The following is a 22,043-nucleotide window of genomic DNA, read 5'->3' as shown; positions in this document are numbered from 1 at the left end:
AGCCGATATGAAGCATATTCTGGTTATTGAAGACGAAGCCTTGATTCGAGATGAAATTGTCATTTTGTTAGAGAAAGCGGGTTATCAAGTTGATAAGTTGACTGACTTCAAAGATACAAGCCAGCAAGTATTGCAATACGATACGGATTTAATCATACTGGATTTGAATTTACCAGGAGAAACAGGTTTTCAAATTTGTAAAAATCTCAAGTCCAAACGCTCTGTGCCCATATTGGTTCTCACCTCCCGTGAACAACTAAAAGATGAGATTTACGCCCTAAAATTAGGGGCTGACGAGTACTTAACAAAACCTTTCAAGAAAGAAAGATTCTTGGTTCGTATAGAAAACATCTTGAAACGCTATGAAGGTAGACAAAATTTGCTTGAAAAAGATAATTTCCTGCTGGATAGAAATACCTATACTCTTTATATCAACGGACATTCGATTTTACTCCCTCAAAATCAAGGGAAATTGTTAGAAACCTTATTAGTGACAACTGATTCTGTCGTCACAAAAGAAGAACTAAGCATGAAACTGTGGAATACAACTGAGTTCATCGATGAAAATGCCCTACAAGTAAACATTGCAAGGCTGAAAAAGGTGATGAAACAGGCTGGCATTGCCCTTAAAGTCAAGTCCGTCAGAGGTATTGGTTACAAGCTAGAAGAGGTAATTCCAGATGAAACATAATCTAAAATATCTAGCTAGTTATCTGCCTTGGTTACTTGTTCTCTTAGCATTTGATCTATTTACAGCTGTCCTGCTTTGGCTTTCAGATGTGAGAATGTTTCAAGCTCTCATCCTTCTCTATATTTTAGCCACCATCCTGCTTTTTTTCATCCTATCATTCTTACTTATAAGAACAGAAAGAAAAAAAGCCGCTGCCTATAAATCCTTCATAGCCAATCCTAAGATCGATACTGAGCTTGAATTATTGAATTTATCAAGTGCCTCAGAGAAAGAAAGCATTGAAAAAATAGCAGATACACTTTATCAAAAGCAGGCTCAAATAGGAAAACTCAACTCATTACTAGCCGAGTACGAGGACTATGTTGAAAAATGGGCGCATGAGATTAAACTTCCTTTATCGCTTCTTTCCCTCCTTTTAGACAATCAAAGTGACCAACTACCTGAGGATACTGCTTTTAAATTGGACTATGTGAAAAATCAAATCCAAGGAAATGTATCACAGATCCTATTCTACTACAGGGTGAAAAGTGAGAAGAATGATTTTTTATTTGAAGACCTTGACCTAGAAGAGTGTATCCAGGATCTTTTGGAAAACTTTGATCCCTTGCTTAAAGAAAAGAATTTTACAATTCATCTAGAAAATATACAGGGAAACTACTACACAGATCAACGCAGTTTTGAATTTATCCTGTCTCAAATACTAGCTAACGCACTTAAATATAGCTCTGATAAGCCAGAACTCAAGATTTCTATGTCAAGAGACAAGGGGCGCACAAGTCTGATTATTAGGGATAATGGGTGTGGAGTTAAAGCTTGCGACCTCCCTCATATCTTTGAAAAAGGATTTACAGGTGATTCAGGAGAGACAAGGAAAAAATCAACAGGCATGGGTCTCTATCTTGTCAAACAATTAGCAGATGCTTTAAAAATCGACATCGTAGTAAAATCCGAATGGATGCATGGATTTGAAATCTCTCTTTCTATTTCGTAATTTTTCTATTAAGAAAATTACCTAGTCATAGAAAGCACATATTTTATACCAAAAAAGAAAACTGTACTGACCTCTAAAAGTTGGACAAATAATTATTGAAAGGATTTAGTTCTGTATTGCACAGGGCTAAGTCCTTTTAGTTTGACTTTAATTCGTTTGTTGTTTTAGTTCTGAAGAATAATAACGATTCATCACTTTCTTGACGATATCTATGCCATAACGGTCAATAAATTTCATCATATACTTTAGACCAGAAACATCCACACCAAATCTTTTCGAAAGCTGTTTGAAGCTTTGTCCTTGCTTTCTTAGTTCATAAATCTGAACTTTATCTTCATAATTCAATTTCATAATAAAACACCCCAAAAGTTAGATTTTTTCTGTCTAACTTTTGGGGTGCAGTTCAAATTTCTGATGGGATTTTAATATTTCATGATGATTCTTACCAGAAAAACTTTCGATAAATTCTAGCAATCGTTAAAAAGATAGCATAAAGTATGCCTAAGATAGTTAAAACTATTTTTCCAGTACTCACTTCTGAACCGATTATCAATATATGAAAGAGAGGAGAGAGACCGGTACACACATATATCAAATAAGCAATAACATTTATTTCACCAATCCCAGCAATAAAATCTTTCATTTACCTTCTCCTACAATCAACTTTTAATTTAAATATACTATAAACTTCAAAAAATTAAAAGAATGTTCTGATTAAACTTTAAGTTTTCCAATATCATCCACTTATGAATTCTGACAATTCTGATTTAAATCTATAAAAAACAGTAAAACCACTTGGTTCTACTGTTTCATTTTTAAAATGTTTGACGCTTGGCTTTACGTTCTGCACGTCCGCGAGCACGACCTTCTGCTCGCTTGGTTTTACGGCGTTTTTCATCGACAGCCCACTGGATTTTTTTCTTATAACCTGGTTTGACTTTTTTCTTTTTCTTTTTAACCAAGCCAATCATTTCGATGTCCAGTTTTTCCTGTTTTTTCTCACGATTAGCACGGCGGTCACGGTCATAAGTATCTTGGAACTCTCCGTCTTTAACCATCTTAGGCACAAACTTAATTCCTAGTTTCTCCAACTCACGAATATCTGAGTCGTCACTAGGTTGATAGAGGGTAATAGCTGTTCCTGGTAAACCATTACGTCCAGTTCGTCCGACACGGTGAACAAAGAAGGACAAGTCTTGTGGAATGGCATCATTGATAACGTGGCTGACACCCTCAATATCAATCCCACGCGCAGCCAGGTCAGTTGCCACGATATACTCAAAATCAAGATTTTTGACCTGATTCATGATCCGTTTACGTTCACGAGGAGCAATATCCCCATGAATCTTAGCAACCTTCAAGCCTTGGGCTGTTAGGTAGGTATGCAATTCATCCGCACGAGTTTTTGTATTGACAAAAATCATGGCTAAGTATGGTTGCATGACTTGAGTCAACTCATAAATCTGAGCATTCTTATCACGACCCTTGGTCGAAATCAACCAGTTATCAATGGTATCTGAGATAACTGTTTTAGTCTTGATCTTTTCCATGACGGGATTTGACAAGTATTTTTTCAAGAATGGTTGCAGTTTTTGCGGAATAGTCGCTGAAAAGACCATAAACTGTAAGTCTTTCGGAAGACTTCCTGCAATCTTATCAACCGTCTCTAGGAATCCCATATCCAAGGTCATATCAGCTTCATCGACTACAAAGGTCTTAGCCTTGTGGATAGCCAAATCGCCTGATTTTACCAAATCATAGATACGACCTGGTGTTCCGATTACGATATGTGGTTGATTACTTGCTAATTTGTCAATCTGACGGGCCTTGTCTGTACCACCAACATAGTTCACAACACGAATCTCAACATCTGAATGTGATGCGATCTGACGAGCAGCTTGGTAAATCTGAGTCGCTAATTCACGACTTGGAGCTGTGATAACTGCCTGCACGCTATCGCTCTCTTCATCCAACTGTTGGAAAATTGGAAGCAAGAAGGTATGAGTTTTCCCTGAACCTGTTTTTGATTCACCAACCAAGTCACGACCTGCCAGGACAATAGGAATCAACTTATCTTGCACCTCTGTTGGAGTGGTAAATTTCAACTCCTCCAAGGCTTCCTCTATATATTTTTTAAACTTAAATTTCGTAAATGACATAATATCCTCGATTCTATCTATCTATTCATTATACCACATTTTGATGCATTACAGTTAAACTTTCGATTTAGACAAACCTACGGAAATTTCAAAATATACCCGAATAATGACAAGAAAAATACTCTCTGTCCATCCTAAACAAAGAGTATTAGATTTTTACGTAAGCTTCCACTCTTCTCCCAGCCAATCACAAAAATGATGATAGCGTTGGTCGAGAGCTTCATGATGCCCATAAGCATCAAAAGTAGAATAAGTTGAGGGAACTTTCTCTGAGATCAGTTTATGTATTTCCTCTGCATAAACGGGAGCCTTAGACAGACGATTGGAATGATTGGCACCTTCTGTCTGACCATTTTGTAGATAAATAAGGCTTTGGCTCTGCATCAAGTCATGTTCCCTGCAAAAATCTGTAAAGTCTGGATACCAGAAGGAACCACAGATAGAGAAAATACAGGTCAAAGGAAGATAGCTACTATAGAGACTATAAACAGCAGCAAGACCGCCAAGTGAATAGCCACCATAGGCAATTCGACTTTCATCAATCAAGTAGTCCTTTTGCAGAGTTGTTAGAATCCCTTGAAAGAGCTTTTGATGGTATCGGTCTAGTCTTCCACCAAAGTCTGAGCCCCCTTCTTTCAAAGCACTAGCTTGCCAAGGTGTAAAGTCATCCAGACGATTTTCTGGAATCAAGCCCACCAAAATCACAGATTGGGATAGGTCTGATAAATAATCCAGTTCCCCATCGTTTAAGAGCACAACTGGGTAGGCTTGTTTAGAGTCATAGGTTGAAGGAAGGCTGACCCTAACCTGAATCCCTTCCCAGTTAAACTCCTTATTTCTTGATAAAGTCATTGATTTTTTCAAGGGAATCAATCACTGCAGGACCGTAATCCATCAACTCATCGTAAGAGATAGTCATGATTTTTTGGTTCTTGATTGCTGGGACATTTTCCAAAACAGCATTTGCCTTCATCAAATCCACTGCTTTTTCATCCAACTTTTGATTGCGGTCGCTGGTTACATAGATAATCAACTCTGGTTCCATTGATACTAAGTTTTCCAAGGTCAAACCAGATGTTCCTGTTGCGACATTTGTGTAACCAAGTTGGTTGAGCAAACTTTCTTGAAGGGCTGACTTGTAGGCACCAAAGGTTTCGTCATTGTAGGCCACCATAATCAAAGCCTTTTTCTTTTCACCTTGTGTTTCTGGGTTAGCTTTTTTAACCGCATCGATTTTAGCTTGCAATTGCTCTGCGTATTGATTAGCCTTGTCTTGGACATTGAAAATGGTACCAAGATTCTTCACATCTTCTACGATATTTCCTAAATCCTGTTGGATATTTGAAAGTGAAGCTTTTTGCGTATAAACAGGGATTTTGTTTTCATTCCAAGCACTAATGGTTCCCATTGACTTTTCAGAAAACATCATGTTGCGGCCCATCAAGGCATCTGGTTCATAAGAAAGAACAGTTTCTTGTGAGACTGATTTTTTATCACCAATATGAGGGATGGCTTCAATCGCTTCCTTGTATTTACCAGTTACGGCATTATCAGGATTGAGCATGCCAGCAATTTTATCCTTCAAACCGAGTTCAAGTAGGATTTCAGTTGTTGAAAGATTGTTGGTAATGACCTTTTCAGGTGCCTTTTCAAATACTTGTTCGACTTCATTTCCTTTAGCGTCATAAGTTTTGATGGTTACAGGATAGCTGGTTTCTGTACTAGCCTTTTGACTTGTCTCTGTGCTTGATTGTGTGGTAGCTTTTTCTGTTGCACTATTTCCACAAGCTGCTAAAGTTAAGGTAGCTACTGTTAGGAGCAATATACTAAGTGATTTTTTCATGTTTTGTTTTCCTTTTCATTTTTTATAAATAGTGAATCATAGCTTGCTGATCTTCTGTCCAAGTTACCTTACTTTGGACGTCATAGATAGCCTGCAATGACTCGGGTGTGATGGTCTCTTTTGGAGTCCCTTGGTAAACAATCTCTCCTTCTTTCATTAGGTAGAGATAGTCTGAATAGCGACAAGCTAGCTGAATATCATGTAATACTGCTAGTACATTGATATTGAGATGTTTGACAATGGTTAACAAGTCTAGCTGGTACTTGATATCTAAATGATTGGTCGGTTCGTCTAAGAGCAGGAGAGTCGGTTCTTGTGCCAAGGCACGTGCCAACAAAACCCGCTGCTTCTCTCCTCCTGACAGAGAAGAGTAGAGTCGATTTCTCTTTTCGAACATATCTACCTTGACCAGAGCATCCTCAACCAAGGCAAAGTCTTTTTCTTTTTCCTTTTGTAAGAAAGCGAGATGGGGTGTTCTGCCCAGCATGACGATTTCCTCAACCCTACAATCAAATTGTAACTGATTAAACTGCGTGACGACTGCCATCTGCTTTGCCGTTTCCTTGACGCTCATTTGTTCCAAGGGTTTTCCATCTAGGCAAATCAAGCCCTGATCTGGCTTTTCCTGTCGATAGAGGAGTTTCAGCAAGCTAGTCTTTCCACTTCCATTGGGTCCCAAAATGGTATGAAATTGCTTGCCCTCCAGTTTGAGCGACACTCCTTTGAGAATTTTTTTCTCTCCGATTCCAAAGTGAATATCCTGGCACATTAAGTCCATATCAGACCTTCACCTCCCCTCGTCTACTTCCAACCATGTAGATAAAGAAAGGGGCACCTACTAGGGCTGTGAATATCCCAATCGGCAGCTCAGCATTTTGGATTAAAACACGAGCAAGAACATCTGCCCAGATAACAAAAAGAGCACCGAGCAAGGTTGCTATCGGAAAAAGCCTTCTGTAGTTTGTACCAACCAAACTTCTCGCCAAATGTGGGGTAATAAGACCAACGAAGCCGATAATCCCACAGGTAGATACCAAGATAGCTGTCAGCACAGCCACAATCGTCACATAGAGATACCAATACAAACGTAGGGGAATCCCCAAGGTCAAGGCTGCCTCATCACCCATCATCATGGCATTAAAAACACGATATTGGGTAGAGAAAAATAAAAAGGCTATTCCCACGACTACTGCTGGCAGGGTTAAGTGAGCCCATGAGATCCCTGCTAGAGAACCCATGGTCCAAAACTTGATGGTCATGACACTGTCAGCATTAGCACCAATTGAGATAATAAAATTTGAAAAAGCCAAAAAGAGTGCATTGACCACAGTACCTGATAAAATGAGGCTAGAAGTTGTCATTCTTCCTTGCATGGAAGCAATGACTAAGACTGCAACTGTTGCCACAAGCGCTCCAAGGAAAGATCCGAGACCAATCATGACCTTAAACCCAAAAATGATACTCAAAGTCGCACCAAAGGTTGCCCCAGCTGAAATTCCTAAAACATAAGGTTCTGCGATTGGATTATTGACTGTTGACTGCATGACGCTACCACACATGGAAAGGCCTGCACCAACTATCAAACCAAGAAAAACCCGTGGCAATCTCATATTCCAAACAATAGCAAGTGTAGACTTCGAAAGGTCTCCTATATCCAGAGGGACCCCCATCTTACTTAAAATAATCCGATAGGTATCACTCAAGCTAATCTGAACAGACCCCATAGAAACAGCTAGAAACAGAGAGACACCCAAAGCTCCGAGCAACAGAGCTAGGAGAAAAACATATCGCAGGTTTTGATGGCTTCCAGAAGATTTGGAAATCATGAAACCCTCCCTTAATAAAATTAAAAATTTAGACAATTTTCATAAATAGTATACCACATTTCCAAATCTGGAACAAGGCTAGAAAGATACAGATAAAAAGACTGTTGAAACTAGGGAGCTGATTGAGCTCAGGCTAAAATCCTAGTGAACCAAAAATCTCCCCCAAGGGAGACATATCTGGTTTGTTTTACCTTATAGTGCTAGGAAACGTAACCGAAGATCATACTTGAGTATATCGATGTAAGGTGAGAAAAATAAAAAAAGCTCTCTGAAGTCAGAGAACTCATTTGAGCTCGGGCTAAAATCCTAGGGAAAAAGATGAAACTCCTTGTGTTCATCGAACACTGTGTCCTTTCCCTATTTTCATACGGATTTTTAACGCCCTTAGCATCATGATTCTTGCTGGATAAAACGTTTATAGACTAGGCGGCAAGCCGAAGATTGTACAAAAATTTTAGTGAAACAAAAAAATCTCCCCGAAGGGAGAAGATCTGGTTTATTTTACCTTACAGTGCTAGGAACCGTAACCGAAGATTGTACTTGAGTATATCGAGGTAAGGTGACAACGCAATGTAAGTGGAAAATAAAGCAGATTAACGACGAAGTCCAAGAGAGTTGATCAACTCACGGTAACGGTTAACGTCGTTTTTACGCAAGTATGCAAGCAAGTTACGACGGCGACCGATTTTCTTCATCAATCCACGGTAAGTAGCGTGGTCTTTTTTGTGTTGTTTGATGTGTTCGTTAAGGTGGTTGATTTCCCAAGTAAGGACAGCAACTTGAACCTCTACTGAACCTGTATCACCTTCGTGACGTGCATATTGTGCGATGATTTCATTTTTTTTCTCTTTTGAGATTGCCATGATGTTTCTCCTTTTTATTTGGCTTCATCCGAGTGACAGGTTGGCATGCCTGTAACCAAGAAGAAGTTATTTGTCTTTACGACAATTTCTATTCTACCAATAACTAACTTCTTTGTCAACTGATTTACTATTCTTACCGCAAAAGTGCTATAATAGTTATAGGAAGGATATCTAAGTAGACATCTTGAAAAGAGAGGTGATTACCATGCGTAAATTCCCGCAATATCTCCCCTACTATCTGGTCGTATTTTTCTTTTATTGGCCACTTTATGAGCTGTTATTACGGACTATTACTGAAAACTATATCTTGAAGGAACTCACCATCGGCAACGTTATTATCTTCTCTCCACTGGTGACTTTCATAGCATCACTATTCTACTCTTATCGTTTCAAGTTCTCAGTTTTGTGGTTAATTGGAGTTGGCTTGCTCTTTTGCTTTACCATCATTACCTTCGGAGAATTTATCCTTCTCTACTTCCTAGCCTATGAAATCTTTGCCCTCGCAGGTATGGCTATCGGTGCCGCTATTAAGAATCTAGTGCAAAAACTGAAAAGGAAAAAACTTTCACAAAAACCTTGAAAAATCTCACAATCATGCTATAATAATGCATAGAGACAAGTCACTTAGAATCTTTCTTTTAGAGAGTGCGTGGTTGCTGAGAACGCATAGGGAGTCTAAACTGATACTACTCTACTAACTTTTATGCAAACATAAAACGGTGGCCACGTTAGAGCCAATCAGAGGTGTCAACAGTTTTTGTTGTACATAAATGAAGGTGGAACCACGTTGCGACGTCCTTTCGAGGAGGTCGCTTTTTGTTTTTCTTGATTTAAAACTGCAAAATAGGGAAACACTTCTGCTATAAAAATAATTGATAACTAATAATATAAGGAGAAAATCATGATTAAAATTACTTTCCCAGATGGCGCTGTTCGTGAATTCGAATCTGGCGTTACAACTTTTGAAATTGCTCAATCTATCAGCAATTCCCTAGCTAAAAAAGCTCTTGCTGGTAAATTTAACGGCAAACTCATTGACACAACTCGTGCTATCACTGAAGATGGAAGCATTGAAATCGTGACACCTGATCACGAAGATGCCCTTCCAATCTTGCGTCACTCAGCGGCTCACTTGTTCGCTCAAGCAGCTCGTCGCCTCTTCCCAGATATTCACTTGGGTGTCGGTCCAGCCATCGAAGATGGTTTCTACTACGACACTGACAACCAAGCTGGTCAAATCTCTAACGAAGACCTTCCTCGTATCGAAGAAGAAATGAAGAAAATCGTTAAAGAAAACTTCCCATCAATCCGTGAAGAAGTGACTAAAGACGAGGCGCGTGAAATCTTCAAAAATGATCCATACAAGTTGGAATTGATCGAAGAACACTCTGAAGATGAGGGCGGTTTGACTATCTACCGTCAAGGTGAATATATAGACCTTTGCCGTGGCCCACACGTCCCATCAACAGGTCGCATCCAAATCTTCCACCTTCTCAACGTAGCTGGTGCTTACTGGCGTGGAAATAGCGACAATGCCATGATGCAACGGATCTACGGTACAGCTTGGTTTGACAAGAAAGACTTGAAGAACTACCTTCAAATGCGTGAAGAAGCCAAAGAACGTGACCACCGTAAACTTGGTAAAGAATTGGATCTCTTTATGATTTCTCAAGAAGTTGGTCAAGGTCTTCCATTCTGGTTGCCAAATGGTGCGACTATCCGTCGTGAATTGGAACGCTACATCGTCGACAAGGAAATCGCTGCTGGCTACCAACACGTCTACACTCCACCAATTGCCTCAGTAGAACTTTACAAGACTTCTGGTCACTGGGATCACTACCGTGAAGATATGTTCCCAACTATGGATATGGGTGATGGGGAAGAATTCGTTCTTCGTCCAATGAACTGTCCTCACCATATCGAAGTCTTTAAACACCACGTTCACTCTTACCGTGAATTGCCAATCCGTATTGCTGAAATCGGTATGATGCACCGCTATGAAAAATCTGGTGCTCTCACAGGGCTTCAACGTGTACGTGAAATGTCACTTAATGACGGTCACACTTTCGTAACACCTGAACAAATTAAAGATGAGTTCCAACGTACGCTTCAATTGATTATCGATGTTTACGAAGATTTCAACTTGACTGACTATCGTTTCCGTTTATCATATCGTGATCCTCAAGATACTCACAAATATTTTGATAATGATGAAATGTGGGAAAATGCTCAACGTATGTTGAAATCAGCTATGGATGACATGGGACTTGACTACTTTGAAGCTGAAGGGGAAGCAGCCTTCTACGGACCAAAATTGGATATCCAGGTTAAGACAGCTCTTGGAAAAGAAGAAACCCTCTCTACTATACAGCTTGACTTCTTGCTTCCAGAACGCTTCGACCTCAAATACATCGGAGCTGATGGTGAAGAACACCGTCCAGTTATGATTCACCGTGGGGTTATCTCAACGATGGAACGCTTTACAGCTATCTTGATTGAAAACTACAAGGGTGCCTTCCCAACATGGTTGGCACCACACCAAGTAACCCTCATCCCAGTATCTAACGAAAAACACGTGGACTACGCTTGGGAAGTAGCGAAGAAACTACGTGACCGTGGTGTCCGTGCAGACGTGGATGAACGCAATGAAAAAATGCAATTCAAGATTCGTGCTTCTCAAACTCAAAAAATTCCTTACCAATTAATCGTTGGTGACAAGGAAATGGGAGAGCAAGCCGTTAACGTTCGCCGTTATGGTCAAAAAGAAACAGAAACCATGCCGGTAGATGCATTTGTAGAATTGATTCTTGCTGATATCGCCAACAAATCACGCGTTGAGAAATAAAACGTTTAACCTGGGATAAGAATTCCAGCTACCTAAAAAAGAGGTTGGGACAAAAGATCCCAACCTCACTTTTTATTAGCAATTAAACTTTGACGCGGTAGCTGATTGAACTTTTTGTTTGTCTTTTAGACTCCAAAAAGCTCCTAATCATCCTCGCGGGGCTGGGACTACGAAATCGAGACTTTGTCTATCGATTTCTGTCCCACCGCCTTTTTATATTTTGTTTTACCTGAGCTAGTTGTGATTGGTTAAACCACCACAAATAGTATCCTCATCAACAATCCTTTCTATCCATTAACTTTTGGATATAGGATATCCTCCCAAGATTTGCTTCCATGAGTTAGATAAGTTGACTATCCTCAGTCCTTGTCTGCCTTATTTTCTTTTACGAGATCATTTTGTGAATCTTTTTCAGAGAGTTTTTGATCGATATACTGGTTAATGGTTTCGTAAAATTCCTTGGTCGCCTCACTATCTAATTTTGTCGAATTATGGACTTGATTGACTTTTAATTGAACAGATTGAATACCGTAAGAGGCTTGTTTTTGACGGATGGTTTCTAATTCTTCTTCTGAAATCGGATCTCCAACAACTGTCAAGACCAATTCATTATTCCTTGACTTGTAGACTTGATTAATGACCGTATGATTGGCGAACTCTTTGCCTACAAACTGTTTAATCCCTTCTTTTCGTGCTTGATCCATCGTCAGAGTGACTGCTGAATAGCTGGCTGGAAGAACCAATAATACAATCAAGGAGATCAACCCAATTCTCATTTTAATGTTTAGCTCTTTAAATGAACTTAAGGGAGATTTTCTCATCATAATTCTTGTTCCAACAATGTTGATTAGCATGATAAAGACACAGTTGATCAAGAAAAGATAAAGAGCCCCAAATAAAAATCGTACATTCCCATTAGCTAAACCATATCCTGCAGTGCATATAGGTGGCATCAGAGCTGTTGCGATAGCTACTCCTGGTACGATATTGTTTGCTTCTCTTTTCCTTGAACCAATGAAACCTGCTATCCCACCCGCAATAGCAATGAGAACATCCCAAATGGTTGGAGAGGTTCGTGCGATCAACTCGCTACTTGCATAAGATAAAGGCGAAATCCAGAAATACAGAGTCGAGACAAGCAAACTGACCAATACTTGAGTAAATAAAACCTCTAGAGATTGCTTGATTAAACGCGTATCAAAAATAGCTAAACCAAATCCCAGCCCAACAATCGGTGTCATAAGAGGGGAAATCAGCATGGCTCCAATAACGACAGCTGTTGAATTCATATTTAGACCTATAGAGGCAATAAAAATCGCACACATTAAAATTACTGTATCTCTTAATCGAACATGAAGGTCATCATATAATTTCTCACGGTATTCACGTGTTGAATAGTTTCCGGTCATTGGTTACTCCTTTTATTTCATATAATCTTGTTTCTGCATGGATGGTGGTAGAGAGACATCCGTCCAATCTTACATATTTTTAATTCTCACTTGTCATTCTTTTGAAAATTATCCTTTAAATATCCATCAGTCCATATTTAACATTATATCAAAAATTTTACAGCCTTTCTCTGAAGAAATCAATCAATTTAAGAGATAGAGAAAGGTAGAAATTTTTGTTTCCTTATCCGAAGAAGAAAAAACGTTATCTCCTCTGAAAGAAGATACCGTTTTAATGTTTAAACATGATGAGTTTGTAGCAGCAATCCTAGCTGATATCGCCAACAAATCACGTGTTTAGAAATAAGAGATAAAACCTGGTACAAAATCCCAGCTACTAAAAAAGAGGCTGGGACAAAAGTCCTAGCCTCTCAATTGTCTTTGGATTGTCGAGCAAGACGCAGTGGTTGAGCGGGCTCTACTACGCTGATTTCATCAACTTTTACAGTCCCACTCTCTTTTTTGATGTTTCTGTTTTTACATTTGAACAATTCTACGATAGCTTCTTGAAGTAATCATAAAGATTAGAACATAGACTAAAGCAAAGATACCACAAATGGAAAGAGTTACGCTTAACATCATGGCTGAATCAACAACACCAACAACCTTGAGAATCAGGCTCAACATGTGATAAGCAAAAGCCAGATGAAGAAAGGCAAAGGCCAGAGGTAGGAAGAAAACAGTCAAGACTTGTTTATTAATGGTTTGCTTGATTTGTTTTTGATCCAAGCCCACTTTTTGCAGGATGACAAAGCGTTCACGATCCTCATAACCTTCTGAAATTTGTTTATAGTAGATAACGAGTACAGTACCTACCATAAAGATGATAGAGAGAAAAATACCGATAAAGAGGACTCCACCAAAGAGAGCGTTCATTTCGACAGTTGACTCACTCGCAATGTTTGCACCGTAAACCATACCATTCTCGTTCTTGAGATTGTGACTGAAATTATCAGAGTAGTTTTCAAAATCATCTGCAAGTTTGAGTTGTTCCTCTTTACTTGCCGTCACATCCATTCCACCATATAGCTGAGTGTATATAGCAGAATCCTGGTATTTATCTAAAAAGTCCTGCAAATTTGAGACAACAAGGTAGTTATAATCTGAGATCAAAAGTACATACTGGTTAGCAACATGGTCTCTGAGGAAATCTTGCTGAATTTCTTGCTTGATCGTATAGTTCTGATTGTTAAGACTGAATGCTTTTTGACCTTTAAGGTCATCGTTCTTAGCGAATAGTCCCACCTCATTATTCGTAAGGTTCAGCTTTTGTCCAGTCATTTTTTCATAATCCTTTTGATCAAAGACTAGGAAAACTGTCTTGGGCATAACACTATTTTGACCTTTTTCAAAGGTGGTTAATTTGGTACCATCTTGACTAGAAAGGCCGAAACTTGCATAGCTAAGAACATCCTTAGTGCTGATTGTTAGGTTCTTTTCGCTAGCGTATTGAGTCAAAAGCTTGTCTAAATCCTCAACTTCTACATTTTGTCCTGAAATTGACATATCGTGAGGATACAGGAGTTTTTTAATATTTTCAGAACCATTGTAGATACTGGTTGCTGCTGACATGGTGACCAAAACCATGGTGGAAAGGATGGCAATAGTCGCTAAACCAACCGCATTTTTCTTCATACGGAAAATGAGGTTAGAAACAGAGATGAGATTATTAGGTTTGTAGTAATATTTCTTGTTTTTCTTGAGCATTTTCAAGAAAACTGTAATCCCAGCATTGAACAAGAGATAGGTTCCTAAAATGACCAGTATTACAGCTAAAAAGAAGGTAGAAATAGCTAATAGAGCATTTGTTACGCTTTGAGCTAGATAATAGCCACTACCTAAAGAGAGTAGTCCCAAGATTGTCTGAAACACTAGGAAACGACCCTTCTTCTCACCTTTTGCTTTCTCACGAGATAGTTGGAGAGCATCCATACGGATAATGCGGATAGCATTTAGGATGACAATGACTAAAAAGATAAAACCAAATACCAGAAGGATGGAAAGGACTACGGACCATTGGAATGTGGCTACTAACTCCACTTTCATCTTTGAAAGTTTGAGCAATAAAGCGAAAATCAGATTATCAAAGAGGGCACCAATTCCAATCCCTGCAGTGACTGTTACTAGCCCAAATATCAAGAGTTCCTTAAAGGTCATACCAATCAAATGGCGTTTTTCTAAGCCCAACATGCCATATATACCCAGTTCTTTGGAACGATTTTTCATGACAAAACTATTGGCATAAAGTACGATAATGGCAGATGCAAGTGTCACTACGATCAGACCTAATTGAAGGGTAAATTGAATAGAAGATCCACCCCGAATTTCTACCATTTTAGGATTAAAAGTTAATGAATAAAATAGATAGCTGATAGTAACTGCAAGGAGAACTGCTAGTGCAAAAGGGTAATAGAGTTTGCGGTTTTTGATTAAGTTGGAGATGGCCAACTTATTGGTTAGTCGAAACATATTAGTTCACCTCACTTGCCATAACAGTCAAGGTGTCAGAGATTTCTTGGAACATCTGACGTTCAGTCTTTTCACCACGGTAGATTTGATTGTAGAGAATGCCGTCCTTGATGAAAATGACACGTTTAGCACGGCTGGCTGCAGCTGTTGAGTGGGTTACCATGAGAATGGTTTGACCTCGCTCGTTAATCTCATCGAAGACATCTAGCAGTGCTGCAGATGACTTAGAGTCTAGGGCTCCTGTTGGCTCATCAGCGAGGAGAATTTCTGGTTCTGTGATGATAGCCCGTGCAACTGCAACCCGTTGTTTTTGCCCTCCAGAGATTTCATAAGGGTACTTCTCCTGCAATTGATTGATGCCAAGATTTTCGGCCGTCACGACCAATTTTTTCATCATTTCTGTAATAGGCTTTCTAGACAATACCAAAGGGAGTAAGATATTGTCTTTAACAGAAAGCGTATCTAACAAATTGAAGTCTTGGAAGACAAAGCCTAATTTTTCACGACGGAAGCTTGATGCTTCAGAATTTTTAATGGTAGCTGTGTCAGTTCCGTTTAGGAAGACCTGCCCACGCGTTGGCTTGTCAAGCATAGCGAGAATATTGAGTAGAGTAGATTTACCAGATCCAGACTCACCCATGATAGCGACGTAGTCGCCTTTTTCAACGGTAAAGTGAATATCTTTCAGGGCTTCTACTTGGTTGCCTTGAAAGCGAGTTTTATAAATCTTTTGAACGTGTTTTACATCTAATAGTGTCATTTTAACTTCTCCTTTTTAATATCCCATTAACTGAAACTGAGCTTGCATCATTTCGATTCCGATTTGAACTCGCTCGATATCCTTTGGACTCGGCTTACTTGTTTGTTTCTTTTGTAAAATTGTTTTCATGGTTTCTCTCCTTTTTCTTTATGCTCTAAGTTTACTCCAAAAAAAGATGGCTTGCCATAACATAACCTTACAAAAGAGGCCTTTAATCTTACATTTTTGTAAGATTACATTTTTTATCTAATTGAAGCCATTTTTCTCACCATATCAAGGTCTAAAGAAGAGCTTGAAAGGTTTCTTCCAAGCTCTTCACAATTCTTTTCATTCAATTAGTAAATTCACTTCAGAGAACTTAATCCTCACAGTTGTTCCTTGCCCAAGCTCGGATTCTATTTGAATCTGATGTCCTAATTCTTGGCTGATTTTCTGGGTTAGATAGAGTCCAAGTCCAGATGACTGCTGGGTCATTCGACCATTATAGCCTGAAAATCCGCGTTCAAAGACTCGCAACCGATCACTGTTTTTAATGCCAATCCCAGTATCTTTGATGCAAAGGTCTGAACCATCCATGTAGATTTCAACCCCACCTTCATTTGTGTACTTGAGGCTATTTGACAGGATTTGTTCAATGACTACCAACAGCCATTTCTTGTCTGTAACAATGCTTCTATCCAAGTCATGCAGATTGATGCTAAGACCTTTCTGGATAAAGAAAAGGGCATATTTGCGAATAACTTCCTTGACCAGATCTTCTATATTTTCTTTCTTCAAAACCAAATCATCATGGAAGCTTTCTAAGCGTAGATATTGGAGTACGAGATTGGTATAGGAATCAATCTTAAAAATTTCCTGCTCCAACTGTTGTTTCAGTTGGCGATCTGCCACCTCACTTACAAGGAGTTTACTGGCTGCAATTGGTGTTTTTATCTGATGAACCCAGAGTGTATAGTAGTCCACCAAATCATTGTAGCGGTTTTCAGCATCTGATTTCTTTTGATAGAGTTCAGATTCACTTTTCTCTAATTTTTCAGTTAGAAGGACTTCCATTGGTGACTTAGCTTTTCTTTCGCCATAGAGCAATTCCTTACGATAACGTTGCAATTCTATCAAGAAATCATATACCAAAAACAAAAATGTCAAAAATGTAGATAGAAAGAAGAAATAGTTAAAGTAAGGCACTTGGTTATCAAATAAGACCTCAAAGAGAAAAAGTAAACCTGTAAGTAAGAGAATAAAAGCGAAAAAACGGCTACGCGAACGGATATAAGCAAGAAAAAAACTTTTGAAATCAAGCATGTTTCAATCCGTACCCTATTCCTTTCTTGGTTTCGATAAAACCAATCAAACCTTCTTCCTCCAATTTCTTGCGCAAGCGCGCGACATTTACGGACAAGGTATTATCATCGATAAAAAAGTCACTATTCCAGAGCTCCCGCATCAAATCGTCACGCGCTACGATATTTCCCGCATGCTCAAATAAAACTCGTAAAATCTGAAATTCATTCTTGGTTAGGCTGATAGCTTTGCCATTGACATGCACATCCATAGACTTGGTATTGAGAATAACTCCAGCATACTCTAGGAGACTCTCATCTCGTCCAAATTCATAAGAGCGGCGCAATAATCCTTGTACCTTAGCTAAAAGGACCTGCTGGTCAAAAGGCTTGGTTACAAAGTCATCCGCCCCCATATTAATAGCCATAACGATGTCCATAGCCTGGTCTCTGGAAGACAGAAACATAATAGGAACCTTGGAAATCTTGCGAATTTCCTGGCACCAGTGATAACCATTAAAGAGAGGCAAGCCGATATCCATGAGAACCAGATGAGGTTCAGACTGAACAAATAGGGTTAGAACTTCCATGAAGTCTTCTACCATGACTACCTCAAACCCCCATTCAGAGAGCATTTTCCCAACTTGCTGACGAATAACTGGATCATCTTCTACTAGTAAAATTTTATGCATCTGCTCCTCCTTTTTCTATATTATAGCAAAATTCTCCTCACTACTAGCGAAATTGATGTAAATCTGATAAGATAAAAGTTAAGAAAGGAGTTCCCATGGCCAATATTTTCGACTACCTAACTGACGTTCAATACGATTCTTTTTACGATCTTCCCTTGAATGAACTGGATATACTTGCTTTTACAGAGCTGACCTATCTTCCTTTTGATAACCTATTGAACCAGCCTGTCAATCGTTTAAGCGATGTCGCAACACGTGTTCCTCGAGAAAGCACCATGTTGACCAATAAAGAACGTCTCCAGCTCCTCGATCAGTTATCCCAGCACAAACGTTTTAAAAATAGCAAACTCTCTAACTTTGTAAACGAGATTGATACGGAGCAACAGAAACAGTTCGCTGCTATGACCTATCGCCTTGATTTAGATACTTATCTGATTGTCTTTCGAGGTACAGACGATAGTATTATTGGTTGGAAGGAAGATTTTCATATGACTTACATGAAAGAAATCCCTGCCCAAAAACATGCTCTCGAATACTTGGAAGATTTCTTTACCCAACATCCAAAACAGAAAGTAATGGTTGCTGGACATTCTAAAGGTGGTAATCTAGCCGTCTATGCTGCCAGTCAAATTCGACCTGAATTGCAAAACAAGATATCTGCGGTTTATACCTATGATGCCCCTGGTTTGCAGGCTCATCTGACTGAGACCACTGGTTATCAAGATGTTATTCCAAAAATTCACCGTTTTGTCCCACAAGGTTCTGTCATTGGCATGATGCTGGAAGTTCCTGATACTCCTATCGTCGTCAAATCTACGGCTCTCGGAGGAATCGCCCAACACAGCACCTTTAGCTGGCAAACTGAGGATAATCACTTTGTCCAACTAGAGGCCATCAGTAGCGAGAGTCTCCAAATCAAAGACACTCTCAAAGAATGGGTGGATAGTGTACCAGATGAGGAACTGGAGCTCTGCTTCGATCTCTTCTTTGGTACCATCCTAGAGTCTGGAATTAGCTCTATTAATGAACTATCTTCTAAAAATGCCATTGACCATGTTCGACAACTTGTTTCTCAAGCCCAGGCACTGGAGCCTGAGCAAGTTGAAATCTTAAAAAATCTGACACAACTCCTACTGGATGCTCGCTTCCAAGCCTGGAAGAATCATTTCTAATTCATTTTCAAAAGCTCGTTACTAATCAAAATCGAGGTCGGGATTTTTTATCCCGGCTTCTATTTTTATACTCTTTAATCTCTTTCTTGACGAGTTTCTCTTTTTTTGATAAAATGTAACATATTTTGTTACAACATTTCAAAATATATCTCTTTGAAAGGAATTTTTATATGAAATCAATAAAAGGCATTTTATTTATTGTGGCTAGCATGCTGGTGACTATCCTAGGCTGGCTGAGTTCTGGGAGTCCACAGTTCCTGATTCCTGGCTTAGCTTTAACCACACTTTCACTGACCTTTATCCTTGCCACACGTTTACCCTTGTTAGAAGGGTGGTTTAATGGACTTGAAAATATGTATTCTGCTCATAAGTTTACAGCATTCTTATCCATCCTACTCCTTTTATTTCATAACTTCAGTATGGGAGGATTATGGGGTTCTCGGCTCGCAGCTCAATTAGGAAATATTGGTATCTATATATTTATCAGTATTGTTTTAGTTGCCTACCTTGGTCAATATCTCCAATACGAAGCTTGGAGATGGATTCATCGTGTCGTGTATTTAGCTTATATCTTTGGACTTCTTCACGTATACATGATGATGAGTCAACGACTCTTCAGTCTTAGTCTCCTCAGTTTTCTGGTTGGAATCTATGCAATTCTTGGTTTGATCGCTGGATTTTACATCATTTTCCTTTATCAACAAATTAGTTTTACTTATCTAGGTAAAATTATTGGTATCAAGCACCTCAACTATGATACAACTGAGCTTGAAATTAAGCTTAGCAAACCTTTCCAGTATAAGTACGGACAATTTGCCTTTCTTAAGATTTTTCAAGAAGGTTTTGAACAAGCTCCCCATCCCTTCTCTATTTCTGGTGGAAGTGGAAAAACACTTTATTTTACAATTAAAAACTCAGGTGACCATACCAAAAATATCTATGAAAATTTAAAAGTTGGTAGTAAAGTGACAGTTGACAGAGCTTATGGACATATGTTATTAGAACAAGGACAAGATCAGCAAATTTGGATCGCTGGAGGTATTGGAATTACTCCCTTTATCTCGTATATCCGAGAAAATCCTTTTCTGACTAAGAGCGTTCGATTCTACTATAGTTATCGTGGTAAGGAAAATGCAGTCTATCTCAATCTACTTCATGCCTATGCTGAGAAAAATCCCAACTTTGACCTTCGCTTGATAGACAGCAGCCAAGATGGCTACTTAAACTTTGAAAATGAGGATATTCCAGATCAAACAAGCATTTATATGTGCGGACCTTTAGTCATGATGGAAGCCATCTCTAAAAGCATTAAAGAAAAACATCCAAAAGCAGAACTCATCTATGAAGGTTTTAAGTTTAAATAAATATCGGTCTCTTCTTTGAAGGGACTTTTTTATTGATTTCTTATTGTTTGATTTAAAGTTAAAGTAGGTGGTTTTACCAGAACCTATAATTTCCTATACTGAACACTATGGTCACATATCTCTTAATCATTACTTTCTATATGAAATAAAATAAATATCCTCTTCTGCTTAATATCCTTATAAGTTATTGTAATAACTCTTCTCCTGTTAAATTCACTTATTCTTACAATTTATCAATAAAATAAAAAAAACGGTTCAGAATTGGTTGATAATTCTGAATCTTTATCATATAATATATTATGAAATTAGATTTTTATTTAGGGCGATAGAAGGAGAGAACAAATCGGAAACCATATTGTAACCCAATCATGATTTAATTTCATCAACTCTATTAAGTCTACAAAGAACAATTAGTAGACATATACTGGTATCTTAACTGGATTTTGTAATAAAGAATCCTTCAGTTCCTTTCTTTTATCATTGATCAGGAGAACATCTATGAAAAAAATTGGTATCTCTATTCTTGCTCTCCTAGTATTAGGAGTTACTTGCTTGATTCTATTCGGTCAGCAAAGTTATCAAAAAACTGTCGTTCAATACTATGGTAAAGACCAAGCTCTGCCCAACAAGATAAACTATAGCGAATACAGCGATAAGCGTGAAGCCAACTACGGTGGTACTCTTAATATTACTTCTATTAAACATGCTAATGACGGAGTTTATGCAACTTATGAAGGTCAATTAACACCTCTCCAATATTGAAAAATTGATAACCAGCCTGCCTTTAACTAGTCATGCTGGTTTTTAATATTTATAAATCAATACGTATTCTCCCTAACTGTGTTATACTAGTAGGAGTAAATGCTTTGAAAGAGGAAATCCTATGAAGATCCATAAAACTGTGAATCCTGTTGCCTATGAAAACACTTATTATCTCGAAGGAGACAAACACCTAATCGTGGTCGATCCTGGTAGCAACTGGGATGCTATTCGCAAGACTATCGAGAACATCAATAAACCAGTATGTGCCATTCTCCTAACCCACACCCACTACGACCATATTATGAGTCTGGACTTGGTTAGAGATACTTTTGGAAATCCTCCAGTCTATGTGGCAGAGAGTGAAGCTTCTTGGCTCTATACTCCTGTTGATAATCTCTCAGGTCTTCCTCGACACGACGATATGGCAGATGTCATATGTAGACCAGCCGAACATACCTTTGTCTTTCATGAAGAATACCAGATTGAGGAGTTTCGTTTTACGGTACTTCCAACTCCAGGACACTCTATCGGAGGAGTTTCATTTGTTTTTCCAGATGCCCAACTAGTCATAACAGGTGATGCTCTCTTCCGAGAAACTATTGGACGAACAGACCTACCTACAGGTAGCATGGAACAACTCCTTCATAGTATCCAAACCCAGCTCTTCACTCTCCCAAACTACGATGTCTATCCAGGGCATGGTCCAGCTACGACCATCGCTCACGAAAAGACTTTTAATCCATTTTTCTAAAATCATAACCACCCGTCTAACGGGTGGTTTGCACCAGGGCTATAAGCCCAAATTACCAGCCAGCGCCTAAAGACGCTGGCTTTCATGTTGTTCAAGCCTCATTGCTCTTGACTCGTCACTTGCCTCT

The 22,043-nt window shown here is 38.9% G+C and carries 20 protein-coding genes and 3 pseudogenes; 9 read left to right on the top strand and 14 right to left on the bottom strand.

Annotation, left to right across the window (positions count from 1 at the left end; all coding sequences use genetic code 11):
* Positions 1–7: 7 nt before the first annotated feature.
* Both QM877_RS07230 and QM877_RS07225 read left to right on the top strand, forming a co-directional pair.
* Positions 8–691 carry a response regulator transcription factor gene (locus tag QM877_RS07230; protein WP_414318006.1) on the top strand — a complete coding sequence of 228 codons (684 nt, stop codon included), beginning with the start codon at positions 8–10 and terminating at the stop codon, positions 689–691.
* Positions 681–1,682, top strand: coding sequence for a sensor histidine kinase (locus QM877_RS07225; RefSeq protein ID WP_414318005.1), 1,002 nt, complete (start codon positions 681–683; stop codon positions 1,680–1,682). The genes QM877_RS07230 and QM877_RS07225 overlap by 11 nt, the downstream gene beginning before the upstream one ends.
* A 92-nt stretch (positions 1,683–1,774) precedes the next feature.
* Here the strand turns inward: QM877_RS07225 and QM877_RS07220 are convergent.
* The 9 genes and pseudogenes from QM877_RS07220 to rpsO all read right to left on the bottom strand — a co-directional run.
* Positions 1,775–1,846 (bottom strand): annotated as a pseudogene (locus tag QM877_RS07220) (IS3 family transposase); the annotation flags it as partial.
* A pseudogene (locus QM877_RS07215) lies at positions 1,839–2,033 on the bottom strand (helix-turn-helix domain-containing protein); the annotation flags it as partial. The pseudogenes QM877_RS07220 and QM877_RS07215, both read right to left, overlap by 8 nt.
* A gap of 91 nt (positions 2,034–2,124) precedes the next feature.
* On the bottom strand, positions 2,125–2,325 hold the full coding sequence (locus tag QM877_RS07210) for a hypothetical protein (RefSeq protein ID WP_414318004.1): 201 nt from the start codon (positions 2,323–2,325) through the stop codon (positions 2,125–2,127).
* Between the two features lie 172 nt (positions 2,326–2,497).
* Positions 2,498–3,841 (bottom strand): DEAD/DEAH box helicase, encoded by a 1,344-nt coding sequence (locus QM877_RS07205; RefSeq protein WP_223140755.1) that lies wholly within the window; start codon positions 3,839–3,841, stop codon positions 2,498–2,500.
* 156 nt (positions 3,842–3,997) lie between these two features.
* The gene (locus QM877_RS07200) at positions 3,998–4,693 is read right to left on the bottom strand and encodes an alpha/beta hydrolase-fold protein (RefSeq protein ID WP_414318003.1); all 696 of its coding nucleotides are present in this window, start codon (positions 4,691–4,693) and stop codon (positions 3,998–4,000) included.
* Positions 4,674–5,684: an ABC transporter substrate-binding protein gene (locus QM877_RS07195; protein ID WP_060955497.1), complete on the bottom strand. Its 1,011-nt coding sequence runs from the start codon at positions 5,682–5,684 to the stop codon at positions 4,674–4,676. The genes QM877_RS07200 and QM877_RS07195 overlap by 20 nt, the downstream gene beginning before the upstream one ends.
* A gap of 22 nt (positions 5,685–5,706) precedes the next feature.
* A complete protein-coding gene (locus QM877_RS07190) occupies positions 5,707–6,462 on the bottom strand; it encodes an ABC transporter ATP-binding protein (protein ID WP_414318002.1) in 756 nt (251 codons plus the stop codon).
* Position 6,463: 1 nt separating this feature from the next.
* Positions 6,464–7,510 (bottom strand): FecCD family ABC transporter permease, encoded by a 1,047-nt coding sequence (locus QM877_RS07185; RefSeq protein ID WP_414318001.1) that lies wholly within the window; start codon positions 7,508–7,510, stop codon positions 6,464–6,466.
* Positions 7,511–8,103: 593 nt separating this feature from the next.
* The gene (gene rpsO, locus QM877_RS07180; protein WP_001018251.1) at positions 8,104–8,373 is read right to left on the bottom strand and encodes a 30S ribosomal protein S15; all 270 of its coding nucleotides are present in this window, start codon (positions 8,371–8,373) and stop codon (positions 8,104–8,106) included.
* Positions 8,374–8,578: 205 nt separating this feature from the next.
* Here rpsO and QM877_RS07175 point away from each other — a divergent pair, with 205 nt between their 5' ends.
* The 3 genes and pseudogenes from QM877_RS07175 to thrS all read left to right on the top strand — a co-directional run bounded on the left by QM877_RS07175 (position 8,579) and on the right by thrS (position 11,218).
* The gene (locus tag QM877_RS07175) at positions 8,579–8,953 is read left to right on the top strand and encodes a hypothetical protein (protein ID WP_414318000.1); all 375 of its coding nucleotides are present in this window, start codon (positions 8,579–8,581) and stop codon (positions 8,951–8,953) included.
* A 121-nt stretch (positions 8,954–9,074) separates the two neighbouring features.
* Positions 9,075–9,202: pseudogene (locus QM877_RS07170) on the top strand (AAA family ATPase); the annotation flags it as partial.
* Between the two features lie 72 nt (positions 9,203–9,274).
* On the top strand, positions 9,275–11,218 hold the full coding sequence (thrS, locus tag QM877_RS07165; RefSeq protein WP_414317999.1) for a threonine--tRNA ligase: 1,944 nt from the start codon (positions 9,275–9,277) through the stop codon (positions 11,216–11,218).
* 359 nt (positions 11,219–11,577) lie between these two features.
* On the opposite strand, the gene QM877_RS07160 is transcribed toward thrS, so the two are convergent.
* The 5 genes from QM877_RS07160 to QM877_RS07140 all read right to left on the bottom strand — a co-directional run bounded on the left by QM877_RS07160 (position 11,578) and on the right by QM877_RS07140 (position 17,867).
* Positions 11,578–12,627: a DUF389 domain-containing protein gene (locus QM877_RS07160; protein WP_414317998.1), complete on the bottom strand. Its 1,050-nt coding sequence runs from the start codon at positions 12,625–12,627 to the stop codon at positions 11,578–11,580.
* A 516-nt stretch (positions 12,628–13,143) separates the two neighbouring features.
* A complete protein-coding gene (locus QM877_RS07155; protein ID WP_414317997.1) occupies positions 13,144–15,135 on the bottom strand; it encodes an ABC transporter permease in 1,992 nt (663 codons plus the stop codon).
* 1 nt (position 15,136) lies between these two features.
* Entirely contained in the window at positions 15,137–15,895 is a 759-nt protein-coding gene (locus QM877_RS07150; RefSeq protein WP_373094442.1) for an ABC transporter ATP-binding protein, read from the bottom strand.
* Between the two features lie 327 nt (positions 15,896–16,222).
* Positions 16,223–17,197: an ATP-binding protein gene (locus QM877_RS07145; RefSeq protein WP_414317996.1), complete on the bottom strand. Its 975-nt coding sequence runs from the start codon at positions 17,195–17,197 to the stop codon at positions 16,223–16,225.
* Positions 17,190–17,867, bottom strand: coding sequence for a response regulator transcription factor (locus tag QM877_RS07140; RefSeq protein WP_000548968.1), 678 nt, complete (start codon positions 17,865–17,867; stop codon positions 17,190–17,192). The genes QM877_RS07145 and QM877_RS07140 overlap by 8 nt, the downstream gene beginning before the upstream one ends.
* 95 nt (positions 17,868–17,962) lie before the next feature.
* Here QM877_RS07140 and QM877_RS07135 point away from each other — a divergent pair, with 95 nt between their 5' ends.
* From QM877_RS07135 to QM877_RS07120, 4 genes are all read left to right on the top strand, one after another.
* Positions 17,963–19,039, top strand: coding sequence for a DUF2974 domain-containing protein (locus tag QM877_RS07135; RefSeq protein ID WP_414317995.1), 1,077 nt, complete (start codon positions 17,963–17,965; stop codon positions 19,037–19,039).
* A 170-nt stretch (positions 19,040–19,209) separates the two neighbouring features.
* On the top strand, positions 19,210–20,403 hold the full coding sequence (locus QM877_RS07130; RefSeq protein WP_414317994.1) for an oxidoreductase: 1,194 nt from the start codon (positions 19,210–19,212) through the stop codon (positions 20,401–20,403).
* Positions 20,404–20,901: 498 nt separating this feature from the next.
* A complete protein-coding gene (locus tag QM877_RS07125) occupies positions 20,902–21,165 on the top strand; it encodes a hypothetical protein (RefSeq protein ID WP_414317993.1) in 264 nt (87 codons plus the stop codon).
* A gap of 121 nt (positions 21,166–21,286) precedes the next feature.
* On the top strand, positions 21,287–21,916 hold the full coding sequence (locus tag QM877_RS07120; RefSeq protein WP_414317992.1) for an MBL fold metallo-hydrolase: 630 nt from the start codon (positions 21,287–21,289) through the stop codon (positions 21,914–21,916).
* Positions 21,917–22,043 lie beyond the last annotated feature (127 nt).

The sequence above is a fragment of the Streptococcus infantis genome (genome assembly GCF_047463655.1).
GTDB classification, from domain to species: domain Bacteria; phylum Bacillota; class Bacilli; order Lactobacillales; family Streptococcaceae; genus Streptococcus; species Streptococcus infantis_Z.
Note: the sequence above shows the minus strand (reverse complement) of the source record. Positions and strands in the feature narration are given on the sequence as shown.